Origin of the sequence: uncultured Bradyrhizobium sp. (genome assembly GCF_936928535.1) — a bacterium.
Taxonomy (GTDB): domain Bacteria; phylum Pseudomonadota; class Alphaproteobacteria; order Rhizobiales; family Xanthobacteraceae; genus Bradyrhizobium.
This window is the reverse complement of sequence record NZ_CAKZHY010000054.1, coordinates 84,383-99,778: the sequence shown is the minus strand read 5'-3', so window position 1 is coordinate 99,778 and position 15,396 is coordinate 84,383. Positions and strand designations below refer to the sequence as shown.

Here is a 15,396-nt window from a genome sequence, read left to right as displayed (position 1 = left end):
GGCGGAAGCCGTGACCAAGGCCAAACTCTGCGGCAAGGTCGCGGTCGTCGGCCTCGCCACGCCCAACGCGATGAAGCCGTATGTCAACGCGGACTGCGTCAAGTCGGTCGTGCTGTGGAATCCGGTCGATCTCGGCTATGCCGCGACCTATGTGATGCGTGCCGTGGTTGACGGCAGCCTGAAGCCGGGCGCGACCTCGGTCGAGGCGGGCAAGCTCGGCAAGCTGAACGTGGTCAATGGCAGCGAGATCCTGCTTGGTTCGCCCTTCATCTTCACCAAGCAGAACATCAAGGACTTCGATTTCTGATCCAGGTGCGCGCCCGGCCGTGCAACGTGGCCGGGCGACACCATCAGTCCTTTTGCCGTGAGCTTGACGATGAGCCAGACGGTCGCAGTCCTCGACATCGGCAAGACCAATGTAAAGCTTGCCCTGTTCGACCACGGCCGGCTCCTCTGGGAAAAGTCGGCGCCCAATCTCGTCTTGTCCGGACCGCCATATCCGCACGAAGACGTCGAGAGCGCGTGGACCTTTTTCCTCGATGCGCTTCGCGAGGCTGCACGCACACATCGGATCAGTGCTATCGTTCCGACCGCGCATGGCGCAGCCGGAGCCTTGATCGGCGAGAGCGACCTCGCAGCTCCAGTCATGGATTACGAATTCACCGGAATAGACGCGATCGAGCCCGACTATGCCGGTTTGCGGCCGTCTTTTTCGGAAACCCTGTCGCCGAAATTGCCAGGCGGCCTCAATCTCGGTCGGCAGCTTGCCTATCAGAAGTGGCGTTGTCCGGACCTCTATGCCAACGCGAAGCATTTCGTTGGCTATCCACAATATTGGACCTGGCGCCTGAGCGGCATCGCCGTCTCTGAAGTCACCAGCATTGGCGCGCACACGGATCTCTGGGCGCCGCGGCAGGGACAGGTCTCGGGCCTTGTCAAAGCTCTCGGCGTCGACCACTTGCTGCCGCCGCTACGCCGCGCCTTCGACCCGCTCGGTCCGGTCAAGCCTGACATCGCCGCTGGATGCGGGCTCGCACCCGAAACGCCGGTCTATTGCGGCATCCACGATTCCAACGCTTCCCTTCTGCCCTACCTCGTCTCGCGCCAGGCGCCGTTCACCGTGCTGTCGACCGGCACATGGGTGATCCTGATGAGCGTGGGCCTCTCGCTCGACAAGCTCGATCCTCGCGACGACACGCTCGCCAATGTCGACGTCCTGGGCCGCCCGATCGCCTGCGGACGCTTCATGGGTGGACGCGAATACGCTACAATCGCGGGCGGCGGCGGCAACGCGGACATCGACGCGCTCGAGCGCGTCATCGCCTCGGGCGCGATGGCTCTGCCCTGTTTCTCCGGTCAGGGGGGACCTTATGCGACGACCGAGGGCGTGGTCCGCGGCGAAGTCGCCGCGCGAGATCGGGCCGCACTTGCGACGCTCTATTGCGCGCTGGTCAGCGATCTGATGCTCACGCGCATGGGAGCAACCATCGGTGATCTCATCGTCGAAGGAACCTTCGCGCGCAATCTATCCTTCTGCAGGACGCTGGGCGCGTTACGACCCACGCAGCGCGTCTTTGCAGCGGAAGACGCCGCAGGCACGGCACGCGGCGCCGCAATGCTCGCGCAATGGCCCCCTTCTTACCGTATCGCGGAGCCGGGCCTCGTCGACTCGATCCCGATCGTCGGCCTTGACGCTTATCGCAAGAGCTGGACGGCAGCAGTCGAGAGGATTCCTGGTCACGCATGACCAAACGGCCACGTGCGGTTCCTCGGCGAGGCGCATGGATGGGTGTTTTGCCCGCCGACCGACACAAGGTCTTAGGGCCCATCAATCGAACCAAAACCGCCTAACGGCGTTATCCTCGGCACCGCCGGGTGACAACCGGACGCAACAGGGAACGATGGACGTGGTGCTCATTTTTCCGGTTTCTGCCCACGACATCAACGTATCGGTACGCGCTGACATCTAACCTGTTCCCGGCGCGTGCAGCCTTTCGCCGCGCGCCAGCTCGATTGCTACTGTTTCCCGTGCCTGGTTCGGCCATCTTGCGCCGCGCCACTCACAGCTCTTCGAGGCGACGCCAGCCATGCAGCACGCGGCGCTCGTGCGAGGTGAACGCGAAGAAGCAACCGCCGCCGGCGAGTTGGTCGTGGACGCGATCAATCGCCAAACCGGAGCAGTAGCAGTACAAGAGAGTACCAACGCCACCGTGGCCCACGAGAAGCACGTCGCCCGGCGTGTTGCGGGCCAGCACATGCTCGACCTCGCCGACGATGCGCCGCTGGGCGTCAAGCGCTCGTTCCCAGCCGCGAATGCTGATGTGGGGTTGCCCGAAGAACTGATTGGCCACTATCTCGAACTCGTCGGGGACGAGGAAGCCTGTGGCCGACCGGTCGTTCTCGTGCATCGCCTCGCGCACCTCGACGTCGATCCCCAACTTTGCCGCAATGATCTCAGCGGTCTCGATCGCCTTCCGCTCTCCACTAGAGATGATTTGCGTGGTACCCGACAGCAGCCCCGTGGCCGGCACGGCTTCCGTGCGCGCTCTGCCAATTTCACTTAGGCCCCAACGGGGCACCGGAATTGCCGGATCGATAGTCACCTGAGGATGGGTCAGGTAGCGTACGACATCAGTCATGGCTGAGCCGTCGCACCCTTGCAGCTGCTTGCAGTCGGCATCCCATCGCCTCCCTCAACGCGTTCCTGTGGCAACACGCAGGCCGGAGGCGTCGAAGATGTGGACATCGGGGCTCGCGGCAACGAGTGTCACCGTCTCGCCCGGCGCCGGTGTCTGCCGGCCACGGACCTCCGCAACGAACATCCTGCCGTCGACGCGACGCAGATAGGCGAACGACGCCTCGCCAAGCCGCTCGACCAGTTCGACGATGCCTTCGGCGGCGAAGGCACCGGCCTCGCCTCGGACAAGATGCTCAGGACGGACACCGACGGTCAGCGTGTCGCCGACGCTCAGCGATGCCGCCGCTACGTCGAGGCCACGAAACGCGGCGCCGGTCACGCGCGCACGTCCACCCTCGATGCTTTCGACCTTGGCTTCGAAGAAGTTCATCGCAGGCGAGCCGATGAAGCCGGCAACGAACAGGTTGGCCGGCTCATAATAGAGGTCGAGTGGTTTGCCGACCTGCTCGATGCGGCCTTTGTTCATCACCACGATGCGATCAGCAAGCGTCATCGCCTCGACCTGATCGTGTGTGACATAGACGATCGTCGATTTCAGCAACCGGTGCAGATTCGCGATCTCAACGCGGGTCGAGACACGCAGCGCTGCGTCGAGATTGGAGAGCGGCTCGTCGAACAGGAACACTTCGGGTTCGCGCACGATCGCGCGACCGATCGCGACACGCTGACGCTGGCCGCCGGAGAGATCGCGCGGATAGCGCTCGAGCAGCTCCTCGAGCCGCAGCATGCGAGCCGCTTCCGCGACGCGCCGCTCGCGCTCGGTCGGCGGCACGCCGGTGAACTTCAATCCGAACGTCATGTTCTTGCGCACGTTCATGTGCGGATAGAGTGCGTAGGACTGGAACACCATGGCGATACCGCGCTCGGCAGGCGCGAGCGTATTGACGAGCTTGCCGGCGATATGGATGTCCCCACCCGACGCGCCATCGAGCCCTGCGATCATCCGCAGCAATGTCGACTTCCCGCAGCCTGAAGGACCAACGAGCACGACGAATTCGCCGTCCTCGATGCTCAGATTGACGTCGTTGAGCACCGTGGTCGCGCCATAGCGCTTGTTGAGTTGCTCGATGCGCAGATTGGCCATTCTGACAACCTATTTGACAGCGCCGGAGGTGAGGCCTGCGATGAGCTGGCGCGAGAGGATGACGTAGATCACGACGACCGGCAGGATCGCCATCGACAGTGCGGCGAGCACGGAATTCCAGTCGGTAATGTACTGGCCGAGAAACTGCTGCACGCCGAGCGTCACGGTATGGGTCGAATCGCTCGAGGTCAGGATCAATGGGAACCAGAGGTCGTTCCAGATCGGCACGATGGTGAAGACGGCGACCGTCGCAATCGCCGGGCGCAGCAGCGGGGCGACCACCTCGAAGAAGATGCGGATTTCCGGCACGCCGTCGCAGCGCGCGGCATCGCGCAAATCCTTGGGGATCTGCTGGATGAACTCGCTCAAGATGAAGATCGACATCGGCAGGCCCTGCGCGACATAGACCAGGACCAGGGCCGTCAGCGTATCGTTGAGGCCCGCGGACCGCATCATGTTCAGGATTGCGACCGAGCCGAGCCGGATCGGCACCATGATGCCAATCGACAGGAACAGCGCCAAGACCGTCGAACCGCGGAAGCGATACTCGGTCAGCGCCCAGGCCGCCATCGCCCCGAACAGCAGGACCAGCGCCATGCTGACGAGAGTGACGATCAGCGAATTGGAATAGTATAAAAGGATATGTGACGACCGGAACACCTTCTCATAGCCGATCAGGCTGAAGGTTGAGGTATCGGGCGGCGCCAGCGGGCTGCCGAAGATGGCGCTGCGCACCTTGAACGAATTCATCACGACGAGCAGGATCGGACCTACCGCCAGAAGGCTGTAGGCGATCAGGACGAGATGGACGCTGATGCTCCTTGCGCGCTGCTCCGTCGTCATGCCTCCCCCCTCAGAAAGCGTAACGGCGAATGCGCCGCTGCACGAGGAAGAGATAGAGGCAGAGACCGAGAAGGATGATGAAGAACATCACGGTTGCGACTGCGGCGCCCATTGTCGGATTGCCGAGCTGCAGCTGATTGCCGAAGAAAGTGCGGTAGAAAAACGTACCGAGGATGTCGGTGGCGAAATTCGGCCCCGCAAGCGCGCCCTTGACCGAGTAGATCAGATCGAAGGCGTTGAAGTTGGCGACAAAGGTCAGGACCGAGACCAGGCTGATCGTCGGCAGCACGAGCGGCAGCTTGATGTGGAAGAAGATGCGCAACTGCCCCAGCCCGTCGACGCGTGCCGCGTCGATCAGCTCTTCGGGGATGTTGAGCAACGCGGCATAGATCAACATCATCGGGATGCCGACGAATTGCCAGACCGAAATGAGGGACAGCGTGACGAGCGCGCTCGATTCGAGGCCAAGCCAGGGAGCAAACAGCGAGCCCAACCCAACGGCCTTTAGGGCGCCGGAGGCGACGCCCCAGAGGGGCGAAAGAATCAGGTTCCAGGAGAAGCCGACGATGACAACGGACAGCATCGTCGGAAGAAACATCACGGTCCGATAAAAACCCTTGAGCCTCACGCGCGGCAGGCTGAGCAATCCCGCGAGTGCAATACCGACGGGATTCTGCACGCACATGTGCACGGTGAAGAAGATCAGATTGTTTCCGAGCGCATTCCAGAACGGCTTCGACCAGAGCGCATCGCCGAGCAGCGTTTGGAAATTGGCGAGGCCTACGAAAGACCGGGCCCCGGACGGATCGCTCGTATAGGTCGAGAGCGCCATCGTCGCGACGAGCGGGTAGATCGAAAACAGGGAGTAGATCACGACCGCAGGCCCGAGAAAGAACAGCAGAAGGCCCGCGAGCTTTGCGCGAGGCATCTGAGCGGTGACGGGCGAGAGTGATTCAGGCATGACCGGAGAGAGCAAACCTACCGTGCGTTATCGTCGCTGTCCGCTTGCGGCTCATGCCATCTCTTGGCGGAGCGTGCAGCAACTGTGGACCAGGAAAAGTCCCTCTCCCCGCGAAAGCGGAGAGAGGGAGACAGATATCACTTGGCAGGCTTGTACCACTTGTCGAGACCGTCCTGGAGCTGCTTGCCGGCGGCTTCCGGCGTCAGCTTGCCGTTGACCACCTGCGCAGACACGTTCCAGAGCTCGTTTTCGAGATTCGGCGTACCGCGTGACAAGATCTGATACGAATTGCGGATCGTCGACTTGCAGCTCTGTCGCCATCCGACCATCGTCGCAGCAACGTCGTCTTCGACCTTCACCGGCGTCTTGCCCAGCGGGAAGAAGCCGGGAAGCGCGTTGGCATAGATCGTTGCGAATTCCGGCGTCGTCAGCCATTCCAGGAATTTCTTGGCATCCTCCTTGTTCTTCGAGGCTGCATTGATGCCCATCGCGATGTCGGTGTGATCGGAGATATAGCAATCCGTCGTGCCGGCCGGCTGCGGCGGCGGGAATGCACCCATGGCGAATTTGGCCTGGCCGCGGAACGTCGAGATATCCCACGAGCCGGCCGCATAGATCGCGCCCTTGCCGAGCGAGAACAGGTTCTGACTGTCGGCGTAGGTCTGTGCCTGGAAGCCCGATCCGAGATACGGTGCCCAGGCTGCGATCTCCTTGAAGGCCGCAACGTATTGCGGATCAGTGAGCTTCTCCTTGCCGGAGATCAAATTGGCCCGGCCGACTTCGCCCTTCCAATAGTCCGGCCCGACGTTCTGGAAGCCCATGGTTGCGGCTTCCCACTGGTCGGCCGTACCCATCACCAGCGGGACATAGGTTCCGTCCTTCTTGAATTTCTCGAGCACAGCGTGGAATTCGTCCAGCGTCTTCGGCTCGGTCACGCCGAGTTTGGCGAACGCTTCCTTGTTGTAGATGAATCCTGCGATGACGGAGGCGATCGGAACACAGAAGGTGGTCTTGCCGTCGTCGGTTTGCCACGCGGCCTTCGCGACATCGGAGAAATTCTCCATGCCCTTGATGCCGTCGACCGCGTCGAGCTGATGCTTCTGATAGAGCGCGAGCGAGGCGTCGAACGGACGGCAGGTGATGAGGTCGCCGGCGGTCCCGCCATCGAGCCGCGCGTTGAGGGCGGCGTTGTATTCCTTGGGCGCCGAGGGCGCGAATTCGATCTTGATGTCGGGATAGTGCTTGTTGAAAGCGGGAATGATCTTGGAGTTCCAGATGTCGGCGTCGTCGTTGCGCCAGCTCTCGATCTTCAATGAGCCTGCCTGGGCCGACGCCAGCCCCGCGAGCAACGCCAACGCGGCAGCCTCAGCTCCCAATGCGGCCTTGATTGTCCGTCTCATGCTACGCTCCCTTGTTCGGGCCTTCGCCCTTGATTCCGTTGATCCTCGCGCGGCGCAGCGCTTCGTCGATGCGACCTTGCGCAGCTGCGAGCCAGTTGACGGCGTCCTTCATGCTGGAGACACCGCAGGCAATCAGCACCGCTGGCTTCACATCGCCGCCAGCCTCACGCAACGCCGATGCCGCCTTGGCATCGCTGACACCAGCAATCGTTGCCACGATCCCTTGCGCCCGCTCGCGCAACTTCGCGTTATCCGCCTTCAGATTGACCATCAGCCCTTGGTGGATGTGGCCGAGTTCGAGGCCCATCAATGATGAGAGCATGCCCAGCGCGGCCTTTTGCGCGGCTCCGGCGGCGAGCCGCGTCGAGCCGCGCAGGGCCTCCTCCCCGCTTTCGAGCAGGATCGAGGCGTCGGCGCCAATGAGCAACGGCGAGGCCGGACGGTGCGCGATGCCGATCACGAAGGCGCCGCGACGACGCGCCTCTGCAACTGCGGCGACTGTGAACGGCGTCGAGCCGCTCGCCGATACAGCGATCATGGCGTCGCCGGAAAGATCACCAAGCCCGGCTATTGAACGCTCACCGGCTGCAGCATCGTCCTCCGCCGCGCTATCAATGCGAAATGGCTCGACGGCTCCGCCGGGCAAGACAATCGCGATGCGGCCCTGGTCAAGGCCGAACGTACCGGGAAGCTCGGCAGCATCTTCGGCGGCCGCAAGACCCGAAGACCCCGCACCGACATAGACCAGACGTCCGCCGGATCGCCAAATGGTGGCGAGCCGAAGTGCAGCCGTACGGATATCAGTCGAGACAGCTGCGACCGATGCAATGGCGCGTCGATAGGAGACGAGCATCGCGTCCGCAAACATCGCCTCATCGGTTGTCACGATGCCGACGGTGTCGCTGCACCTCTCTCCCGTGTTCAAGCTCGGCAGTACCGACATCGTGAATACCAATGGTAGATACCTCTTGTATTTGTTTTAGCCACGTGACATACCACTTGTCTAGAGGCGTTAAGAATTTTTTTAGGAGGCCCCTTGGCGACAGCCAGGTTCTTTCTGGGAGTAGACGGCGGCGCCACCCGTTGCCGCGCGAGACTGCGGGATGCGTCCGGCCGCGAGCTCGGGCGCGCCCTGGGGCCGGCTTCGAACATCTATCTCGATTTCGACGAAGCGATGCGGGTCGTGCGCGAAACCATCGAATCCGCAATCACTGCCGGCGCGCCACGGCAGGAGATCGCCCTCGGCCTCAGCCTTGCCGGTCTTTCGGACGACAATGAAGCGGAGCGTGTCTCTGCCGCCCTGCCCGGCTTCGCGCAAATCGTCGCCGTCAATGATGCGGTGGCTGCCTGCGTGGGAGCCAACGGCGTCGGCGACGGCGGCCTGATCATCGCGGGCACGGGCTCGGCGGGAATCGCTCGCGTCGGAGGGCGAACGACCATCATTGGCGGACGCGGCTTCTGGCTGGGCGACGACGGATCCGCCGCACGCGTTGGCGAATCGGCACTGCGCGCGACGCTGCGTGCGATCGACGGCCTCGAACCGATGAGCGGGTTAGCCCAGGCGCTCGGTCGACATTTCGATGACGATCCGTTGCGGATGAGCCGCTGGGCAGCGGAGGCCAGACCCAGAGACTATGGCTCCTTCGCGCCCCAGATCCTCGACGTCGCAAGGTCCGGAGATATGCGCGCGCGCGAAATCGTCGGGGAAGCAGCCTGTGCGATAGCGGCGCTCGCGAACGCGCTGAACGCGCTCGGCGCCGAGCGCATCGCGCTGGCGGGCGGCTTCGGCGAGCCTTTGCGCCCATTCTTGCCGCCCGACGTGGCCAAGCGCCTCGCCCAACCGCGGCGCGACGCTGTCGACGGCGCGATCCTTCTCGCCGGCGGAACGCTCGCGGAGGACGCGGCATGACCATGACGGTCGAAACGGCGCCGGGCCAAAAGCTCTATCGTGCCGTGGTCGATGCGCTCAGGCGCGAAATCGAAACCGGACGCTTCGCGGAAACGCAGCTGCTTCCGGCCGAGCGCGTGTTGTGCGAGCTACTCGAAGTGTCGCGCACCACGCTGCGAAAGGCGATCGCTGACCTGATCGCCGAGGGCGTGCTGTTTCACCGCCACGGCGCAGGCACCTTCATCCATCGCGCGACGCCGCGCGTCGAGCAGCCCTCCTCGCGCCTGACGAGTTTCACCGAGGACATGCGGCTGCGCGGATTGGAGGCGAGCTCGCGCGAGCTCGAACGCGGCGTATTCCTGCCGACGCCCGAAGAGGCGATGATGCTTGGCGTACGACCGAACGACCGCGTGTTCCGGCTCGGACGCCTTCGCCTGGCCGATGGTTCGCCCATGGCAATCGAACGCGCTGCCGTGCCGATACGCTTTCTTCCCGAGCAGGATTCGGTCGGCGACTCGCTCTACGAGGCGCTCTCCGCAAGGGGCTTCAGGCCGACCCGGGGCCTGCAGCGTTTGCGTGCGACCCTTCTCGATCATGTCGATGCCGAGCTGCTTGGCGTCGCGCCTGATAGCCCGGCGCTCTACATCCAGCGCATCGCCTACCTCGCCGACGGAGCCTGCGTCGAGTTCACGAAATCCTGGTACCGCGCCGACGCCTATGATTTCGTCTCCGAGCTCACGCTGTCGCCCCCGGCCCGAAAGCCGCACCGATGACGACACAGATGTTTCAGGAGATCGGCGAGGCAGGCGAAGCGGCTGCGCGCCAGCTTGGTCGGAATGCTGATCGGCTTGTCGAACTCGGAGCGCGCCTGCGTGCCCTCGATCCGCCGCTCGTCGCGACGATCGGCCGAGGCTCGTCGGATTGCTGCGCGCTCTATCTGAAGTATCTCGTCGAGATTCTTTCGGGAGTGCCTTGCGCCTCGATCGGCCCCTCGATTGCGACGCTTTATCGGACGCCGATGCGGCTCGCAGGCAGCGTTTCCGTCGCGATCTCGCAATCGGGGCGCAGCCCGGACATCGTGGAAATGCAGCGTGCCGCACGAAACGGCGGTGCGCTCGCCCTCGCATTGGTCAACGACGTAACCTCGCCACTGGCGCAGGAAGCCGAAATCCTGCTGCCGCTCTGCGCCGGCACCGAACGTTCCGTCGCCGCGACTAAATCGATGGTGGCCGGCCTCGTCGCAGGCGCAAGCCTCGTCGCGGCCTGGCGCGAGGATCGGCAGCTCGCAGACGCCCTCGCCAGCCTCCCGGACGTCCTGCGCGCCCAGACCGCGCCGCCGCCTGCGACGATGCTGGAGAGACTGGTCAATGCCCGTAGCGCTTTCGTGCTCGGCCGCGGGGCGACGCTGGCGATCGCCGCGGAAGCTGCACTCAAGCTCAAGGAAACCTGCGCGATTCATGCCGAAGCCTATTCCGCGGCAGAGGTGCTGCACGGCCCTGCCGAGCTTGTCGTCCCGGGCTTTCCCGTCATCGCCTTCCTGCCCTCCGACCCGGCGCGCGAGGGCATGCTGCCGACGCTCACGGCGCTGGCCGACGCCGGCGCAACGGTGATCGCAATCGAAGCAGGCGGCGACGATGCGGCGGATCGTCTCGCGACGGCGCGAGTCGAGGCGCCCCTGTTGGAGCCCGTCGTCATGATCCTCCGCTTCTACCGGCTCGCCGAGGCGCTCGCGCTCCGGCTTGGGCGCGATCCCGACCGCCCGCGCAATCTGCGCAAGGTAACGGAGACCGTCTGATGATCGTTCTGACCGGCGCGCGGATCTTCGACGGAGAACGTTTTCTCGATGACCACGCGGTTGTCGTCGAATGCGCGCGCATTGCCGCAATCGTTCCTCACTCAGAGAGGCCTGACGGCGAAGTGCGGGATCTCGGCGGCGGCCTGCTTGCGCCCGGCTACGTCGACGTTCAGGTCAATGGCGGCGGCGGCGTCCTGTTCAACGAGGACCCGACGCCCGAAGGCATCGCCCGCATTGCGGCCGCGCACCGGAACCACGGGACCACAGGGCTGCTGCCGACCCTGGTGACCGACGCGCCGCAGGCGATGACCGCTGCGATCGCGGCGACGCGCGAGGCGCGGCGCCGGACCCCTGCCACACTCGGCATTCACCTGGAAGGACCCTTCCTGGATCCGCGCCGCAAGGGTGCGCACGAACTCAGCTACATCCGCGACCTTGGACGCGACGACGTCGCGACGATTGCAAAAGCGGATTGTGGCGCGATGATGTTGACGCTCGCGCCTAACAGGGTGGCGACCGAGAGCATCGCCGAGCTCGCGCAGCATGGCGTGCTCGTCTCGCTGGGTCACTCCGATGCGAGCTACGAGGAAGCGCGCAGGGCCGTGGAAGCTGGCGCGCGCGCGTTCACCCATTTGTTCAACGCGATGAGCGCGCCGACGGGGCGCGAGCCAGGAATGGTCGGTGCCGCGCTCGATCTCGACGAGGCGTTCGTCGGCCTCATCGCTGACGGCCATCACGTCCACCCGGCGAACTTGCGCGTCGCGCTGGCCGCCAAGCGGCGCGATCGTTTCATGCTGATTACGGACGCGATGCCGCCAGCAGCCGGTGGCCCCGATCATTTCGATCTTCAAGGCCGCCGCGTGACGTCAATCGACGGCTGCCTGCGGCTCGACGACGGGACCCTCGCCGGCTCGGTCCTGACCATGGATGAGGCGGTGCGCTACGCCGTCAACGTCGTCAGGCTTCCGCTCGCCGATGCCCTCTCAATGGCATCACACGTTCCGGCGACGTTTCTCCGGCGCGACCGTGAACTCGGCCGGATCGCGCCGGGCTATCTCGCCAGCCTCGTGCATCTCGACGACGAGCTGCGCGTGCTGGAAACCTGGATCGAGGGCCAGTCAGCCCCCCACTCCTGACGAGGGACACGATCGAGCCATGTCCTCCCATTCCATGTCGCCTCAACGGAATGTTCGTGTTCTCGTGGTCGGCCTCGGCACCATGGGGACCAGCCATGCCCGTGCCTACAAATCGGTCGAGGGATATGAGCTCGTCGGTCTTTGTACCTCACGCGCCGCCGAGCGTGACGATCTCGAACGCGAGTTTCCCGCAACTCCGCGCTTCGAAAGCTTCGAGGAGGCGCTCACGCGTTTGCGTCCCGATGCCGTCGCGATCTCCACCTATACCGAGCATCACGCCGCCATGGCGCTACAGGCATTCGCGGCTGGCGCGCATGTCTTCTGCGAAAAACCGCTGGCCGATACGCTCGATGCCGCACAGCAGGTCGTTAGCGCTGCCCGCGCGGCCGGAAAGGCGCTGCTGGTCGGCTATATCCTACGCGTGCATCCCGCATGGTCGCGGTTCGTCGAAATCGGGCGAACGCTCGGGAAACCGCTCGTGATGCGCATGAACCTCAACCAACAGTCTGCGGGCTCCTTCTGGGAGGTGCACAAGAGACTGATGCGGTCGACTTCGCCGATCGTCGATTGCGGCGTCCACTACGTCGACATCATGTGCCAGGTGACGCGAGCGCGTCCCGTCGCGGTCCATGCGGTCGGGGCACGACTGACGAGCGAGATCGCGCCGGCCATGTACAACTACGGCCATCTTCACATCATGTTCGACGACGGCTCGGTCGGTTGGTACGAGGTCGGCTGGGGTCCGATGATGAGTGAGACCGCTCATTTCGTAAAGGACATGATCGGCCGAACGGCAGCGTGTCGATCGTCGCGAAAGAGAGTAGCGATGCGGACGCGCGTTCGGCGGACCATGACACTCACACGCGGACCAACGCGCTTCGCATCCATCACGCGGCACGCGACACCGAAGGCCGGTTTTCTCAGCCTGACGAGCTGGTCTCGACGGCAGACGAACCCGACCATCAAGAGCTCTGCGAGCGCGAGCAGCGGCTGTTCTTGAGCGCGGTCCGTGGCGAGATCGATCTGTCCGAGCATCACGAGGACGCGATCAACTCACTCCGCATCGTCTTTGCCGCCGACGTGAGCGTTCGAACGGGTGAAGTCGTACGCCTGTAGATCCCTTCAGCCGTCAATGATGGCAACCGCCCGCGTCCAGCCAGCGGATGCTCGCTCGATCTTCACCGGAAAGCATGACACCATGAAGCCGGTCGAGGGCAGAAGCTCGAGATTGTGCAGCTTTTCGAGGTGGCAATAGCCGATGTGGCGTCCGGCCTTGTGGCCCTCCCAGATCAAGCTGGCATCCCTGGTCTCGGCATATTTCTTCGCGGTGTAGACGAAGGGCGCGTCCCAGCTCCAGCCGTCGATCCCGGTCAGCTGCACGCCGCGTTCCAGCAGATACATGGTCGCCTCATAGCCCATGCCGCAGCCTGAGGTCACGTAGTCCTGCCGACCATATTTGGCACCGGCGCTGGTATTGACGACGACGATCTCGAGCGGCGACAGCGTATGCCCGATCCGCTTCAATTCGGCTTCGACATCGCCGGCAGTCGCCACATATCCATCCGGCAAATGGCGGAAGTCGAGCTTCACGCCGGGCTGGAAGCACCATTCCAGCGGCACCTCGTCGATCGTCCACGCACGCTCACCGCGGTTCATCGTGGGATGGAAGTGCCAGGGCGCATCGAGATGGGTGCCGTTATGGGTGGAAAGGTTGACCATTTCCACCGCCCAGCCCTGACCGTCGGGCAGGTCTTCCGCCTTCAGCCCATCGAAGAACTGCAGCATGCGCGGCAGGCCTTGTTGATGATCGATGTACTGGATGGTCGGATGGTTGCCCGGAGGATCGGCAGGCACGTCGTTTTGCAGCGGCACCGAAATATCGATCAGCCTGCGCGCCATGGTGTTTCCTCATTTTTCTGTCCGTTGCGAGCTCAAGCGTCCCGCCGCTCGACCCTGCATCAGCGCGGGACGACGGCCGTCGCTTCGATCTCGACGCGCGCGGACCGCTCGACGAGACGCACGACTTGCACCAGCGCCATGCTGGGGTAATGGGTGCCGATGACCTCGCGGTAGACTTTGCCGAGTGCTTTCAGGTTCGACACATATTCGTCCATGTCCACGACGTACCAGGTCAGGCGTACGAGATGGTCCGGCCGACCATTCCCCTCTGCAAGGATCGCGACGATGTTTTCGAGCGTCTGGCGGACCTGCGCAACGAGCCCTTCGGCGAACCGCCCGGCGACGTCCCAGCCAACCACGCCACCCGTCACGATCAGTCGGCCTTCGGCCATGACGCCGTTCGCATAGCCCTTCGGCTGCGGCCAGCCACTTGGCTGAAGCACTTGCAGACCACTCGCTGCGGGGACTTCCTGCTTTCTGATCGCACTCATGCGGAGCTCTCTATCCTCTCAGCGCGGCTTCAACAGCTCGCGGGCCACAATCAGTTTCTGGACTTCGGTCGCGCCCTCGTAGATGCGCAGCGCACGGATTTCGCGGTACAGACCTTCGACGACCTCTCCTTTGCGCACGCCGCGGCCGCCGAACATCTGCACGGCGCGGTCGATGACGCGCTGCGCCGTCTCGGTGGCGGTCAGCTTCGCCATCGCCGCTTCGCGCGTCGTCGGAAGCTTCTGGACGTCGCGGCGCCAGGCCGCACGGTAGGTCAGCAGCGCGGCGGCATCGGTGTCGGTCGCCATGTCGCCGAGCGCGGCCTGGGTCAGCTGGAGATCTCCCAAGGTCGCGCCGAACATATGTCGGCTGCGCGCATGAAACAGCGCCTCGTCGAGCGCCCGCCGTGCGAAGCCGAGTGCCGCGGCCGCGACCGAAGCGCGGAAGATATCCAGCGTCTGCATCGCGAGCTTGAACCCGCCGCCCGGCGCGCCGAGGCGACGGTTCGCCGGGATCCGGCAATTGGAAAAGCGCAACGTCGCCAAAGGATGCGGCGCGATGACGTCGATGCGCTCGGCGATGCCGAAGCCGGGATCATCGGGATAAACGACGAAGGCCGAGATGCCGCGAGCACCCGGCGCCTCGCCGGTCCGCACAAACAGCGTGTAGACGTCGGCAATGCCGCCGTTGGAGATCCAGGTCTTCTCGCCGTCGATGACGTAGTCGTCGCCATCGGCGCGCGCAGTGCAGGACATCGCTGCGACGTCCGATCCCGCCTCCTTCTCGGATAGCGCGAAGGCCGCGAGCCATTCGCCGGAGCGAACTTTTGGCAGCACGGCCTTGCGCAGCTCCGCTGAGCCGCCGAGCGCAATCGCGCCGGAGCCGAGCCCTTGCATCGCGAAGGCGAAATCGGCAAGGCCGTCGGCATAGGCGAGCGACTCGCGTGAGAGGCAGATCGAACGGGAATCGATCGAAGTCGCATCGCCGTCGGGCGCGGCAACCGCGCAATCGAGCAATCCCGCCTTGCCCATCGCACGCACGAGCATGCGGCAGGCCCCATCGACATCGTCGTGGTCGACCTTGTCGAGGGCGCCCGACTGCACGAAGCTGTCAAGCTTCTCGCCGATCGTGTGGTGGCGCTGGTCGAAGAACGGCCAGTCCAGCCAGTCGCGCCTGATGACCTTCGCAACGGAGCTCATCTGT

14 protein-coding genes and 2 pseudogenes are annotated in these 15,396 nt (G+C 64.1%); 7 read left to right on the top strand and 9 right to left on the bottom strand.

Translation table 11 applies throughout. The annotated features are described in order from the left end of the window. Together Q0687_RS07330 and Q0687_RS07325 are read left to right on the top strand one after the other, a co-directional pair. Window positions 1–307 (top strand): annotated as a pseudogene (locus Q0687_RS07330) (autoinducer 2 ABC transporter substrate-binding protein); the annotation flags it as partial. 69 nt (window positions 308–376) lie between these two features. Further along, window positions 377–1,747 (top strand): FGGY family carbohydrate kinase, encoded by a 1,371-nt coding sequence (locus Q0687_RS07325; RefSeq protein WP_298873928.1) that lies wholly within the window; start codon window positions 377–379, stop codon window positions 1,745–1,747. A gap of 313 nt (window positions 1,748–2,060) precedes the next feature. Here Q0687_RS07325 and Q0687_RS07320 read toward each other — a convergent pair whose 3' ends face one another. The 6 genes from Q0687_RS07320 to Q0687_RS07295 all read right to left on the bottom strand — a co-directional run bounded on the left by Q0687_RS07320 (window position 2,061) and on the right by Q0687_RS07295 (window position 7,929). Next, a complete protein-coding gene (locus Q0687_RS07320) occupies window positions 2,061–2,639 on the bottom strand; it encodes a histidine phosphatase family protein (RefSeq protein WP_298873926.1) in 579 nt (192 codons plus the stop codon). A 54-nt stretch (window positions 2,640–2,693) separates the two neighbouring features. Then, window positions 2,694–3,782, bottom strand: coding sequence for a sn-glycerol-3-phosphate ABC transporter ATP-binding protein UgpC (ugpC, locus tag Q0687_RS07315; RefSeq protein WP_298873924.1), 1,089 nt, complete (start codon window positions 3,780–3,782; stop codon window positions 2,694–2,696). Between the two features lie 9 nt (window positions 3,783–3,791). Then, window positions 3,792–4,625 (bottom strand): carbohydrate ABC transporter permease, encoded by an 834-nt coding sequence (locus tag Q0687_RS07310; protein WP_298873922.1) that lies wholly within the window; start codon window positions 4,623–4,625, stop codon window positions 3,792–3,794. A 10-nt stretch (window positions 4,626–4,635) separates the two neighbouring features. Then, window positions 4,636–5,553 carry a sugar ABC transporter permease gene (locus Q0687_RS07305; RefSeq protein ID WP_298873940.1) on the bottom strand — a complete coding sequence of 306 codons (918 nt, stop codon included), beginning with the start codon at window positions 5,551–5,553 and terminating at the stop codon, window positions 4,636–4,638. A 170-nt stretch (window positions 5,554–5,723) separates the two neighbouring features. After that, window positions 5,724–6,986 carry an ABC transporter substrate-binding protein gene (locus Q0687_RS07300; protein ID WP_298873920.1) on the bottom strand — a complete coding sequence of 421 codons (1,263 nt, stop codon included), beginning with the start codon at window positions 6,984–6,986 and terminating at the stop codon, window positions 5,724–5,726. A gap of 1 nt (window position 6,987) precedes the next feature. Then, on the bottom strand, window positions 6,988–7,929 hold the full coding sequence (locus Q0687_RS07295; protein ID WP_298873918.1) for an N-acetylmuramic acid 6-phosphate etherase: 942 nt from the start codon (window positions 7,927–7,929) through the stop codon (window positions 6,988–6,990). A 93-nt stretch (window positions 7,930–8,022) separates the two neighbouring features. Between Q0687_RS07295 and Q0687_RS07290 the strand changes: the two genes are divergently transcribed. The 5 genes and pseudogenes from Q0687_RS07290 to Q0687_RS07270 all read left to right on the top strand — a co-directional run bounded on the left by Q0687_RS07290 (window position 8,023) and on the right by Q0687_RS07270 (window position 12,921). Then, on the top strand, window positions 8,023–8,895 hold the full coding sequence (locus tag Q0687_RS07290; RefSeq protein WP_298873916.1) for a BadF/BadG/BcrA/BcrD ATPase family protein: 873 nt from the start codon (window positions 8,023–8,025) through the stop codon (window positions 8,893–8,895). Next, complete coding sequence (locus tag Q0687_RS07285) at window positions 8,892–9,647, top strand: GntR family transcriptional regulator (protein WP_298873914.1); 756 nt, start codon at window positions 8,892–8,894, stop codon at window positions 9,645–9,647. The genes Q0687_RS07290 and Q0687_RS07285 overlap by 4 nt, the downstream gene beginning before the upstream one ends. Continuing rightward, the gene (locus Q0687_RS07280) at window positions 9,644–10,669 is read left to right on the top strand and encodes an SIS domain-containing protein (protein ID WP_298873912.1); all 1,026 of its coding nucleotides are present in this window, start codon (window positions 9,644–9,646) and stop codon (window positions 10,667–10,669) included. Before Q0687_RS07285 ends, Q0687_RS07280 begins: the two co-directional genes overlap by 4 nt. Next, complete coding sequence (nagA, locus tag Q0687_RS07275; protein ID WP_298873910.1) at window positions 10,669–11,805, top strand: N-acetylglucosamine-6-phosphate deacetylase; 1,137 nt, start codon at window positions 10,669–10,671, stop codon at window positions 11,803–11,805. Before Q0687_RS07280 ends, nagA begins: the two co-directional genes overlap by 1 nt. A gap of 19 nt (window positions 11,806–11,824) precedes the next feature. Next, window positions 11,825–12,921, top strand: a pseudogene (locus Q0687_RS07270) (Gfo/Idh/MocA family oxidoreductase). Window positions 12,922–12,927: 6 nt separating this feature from the next. On the opposite strand, the gene Q0687_RS07265 reads toward Q0687_RS07270, so the two are convergent. The 3 genes from Q0687_RS07265 to Q0687_RS07255 are packed head-to-tail and all read right to left on the bottom strand — an operon-like array spanning window position 12,928 to window position 15,392. Next, window positions 12,928–13,704 (bottom strand): cyclase family protein, encoded by a 777-nt coding sequence (locus Q0687_RS07265; RefSeq protein ID WP_298873908.1) that lies wholly within the window; start codon window positions 13,702–13,704, stop codon window positions 12,928–12,930. Between the two features lie 59 nt (window positions 13,705–13,763). After that, complete coding sequence (locus Q0687_RS07260; protein ID WP_298873906.1) at window positions 13,764–14,195, bottom strand: RidA family protein; 432 nt, start codon at window positions 14,193–14,195, stop codon at window positions 13,764–13,766. An 18-nt stretch (window positions 14,196–14,213) separates the two neighbouring features. Further along, window positions 14,214–15,392 carry an acyl-CoA dehydrogenase family protein gene (locus Q0687_RS07255; RefSeq protein WP_298873904.1) on the bottom strand — a complete coding sequence of 393 codons (1,179 nt, stop codon included), beginning with the start codon at window positions 15,390–15,392 and terminating at the stop codon, window positions 14,214–14,216. Between the last annotated feature and the right edge of the window lie 4 nt (window positions 15,393–15,396).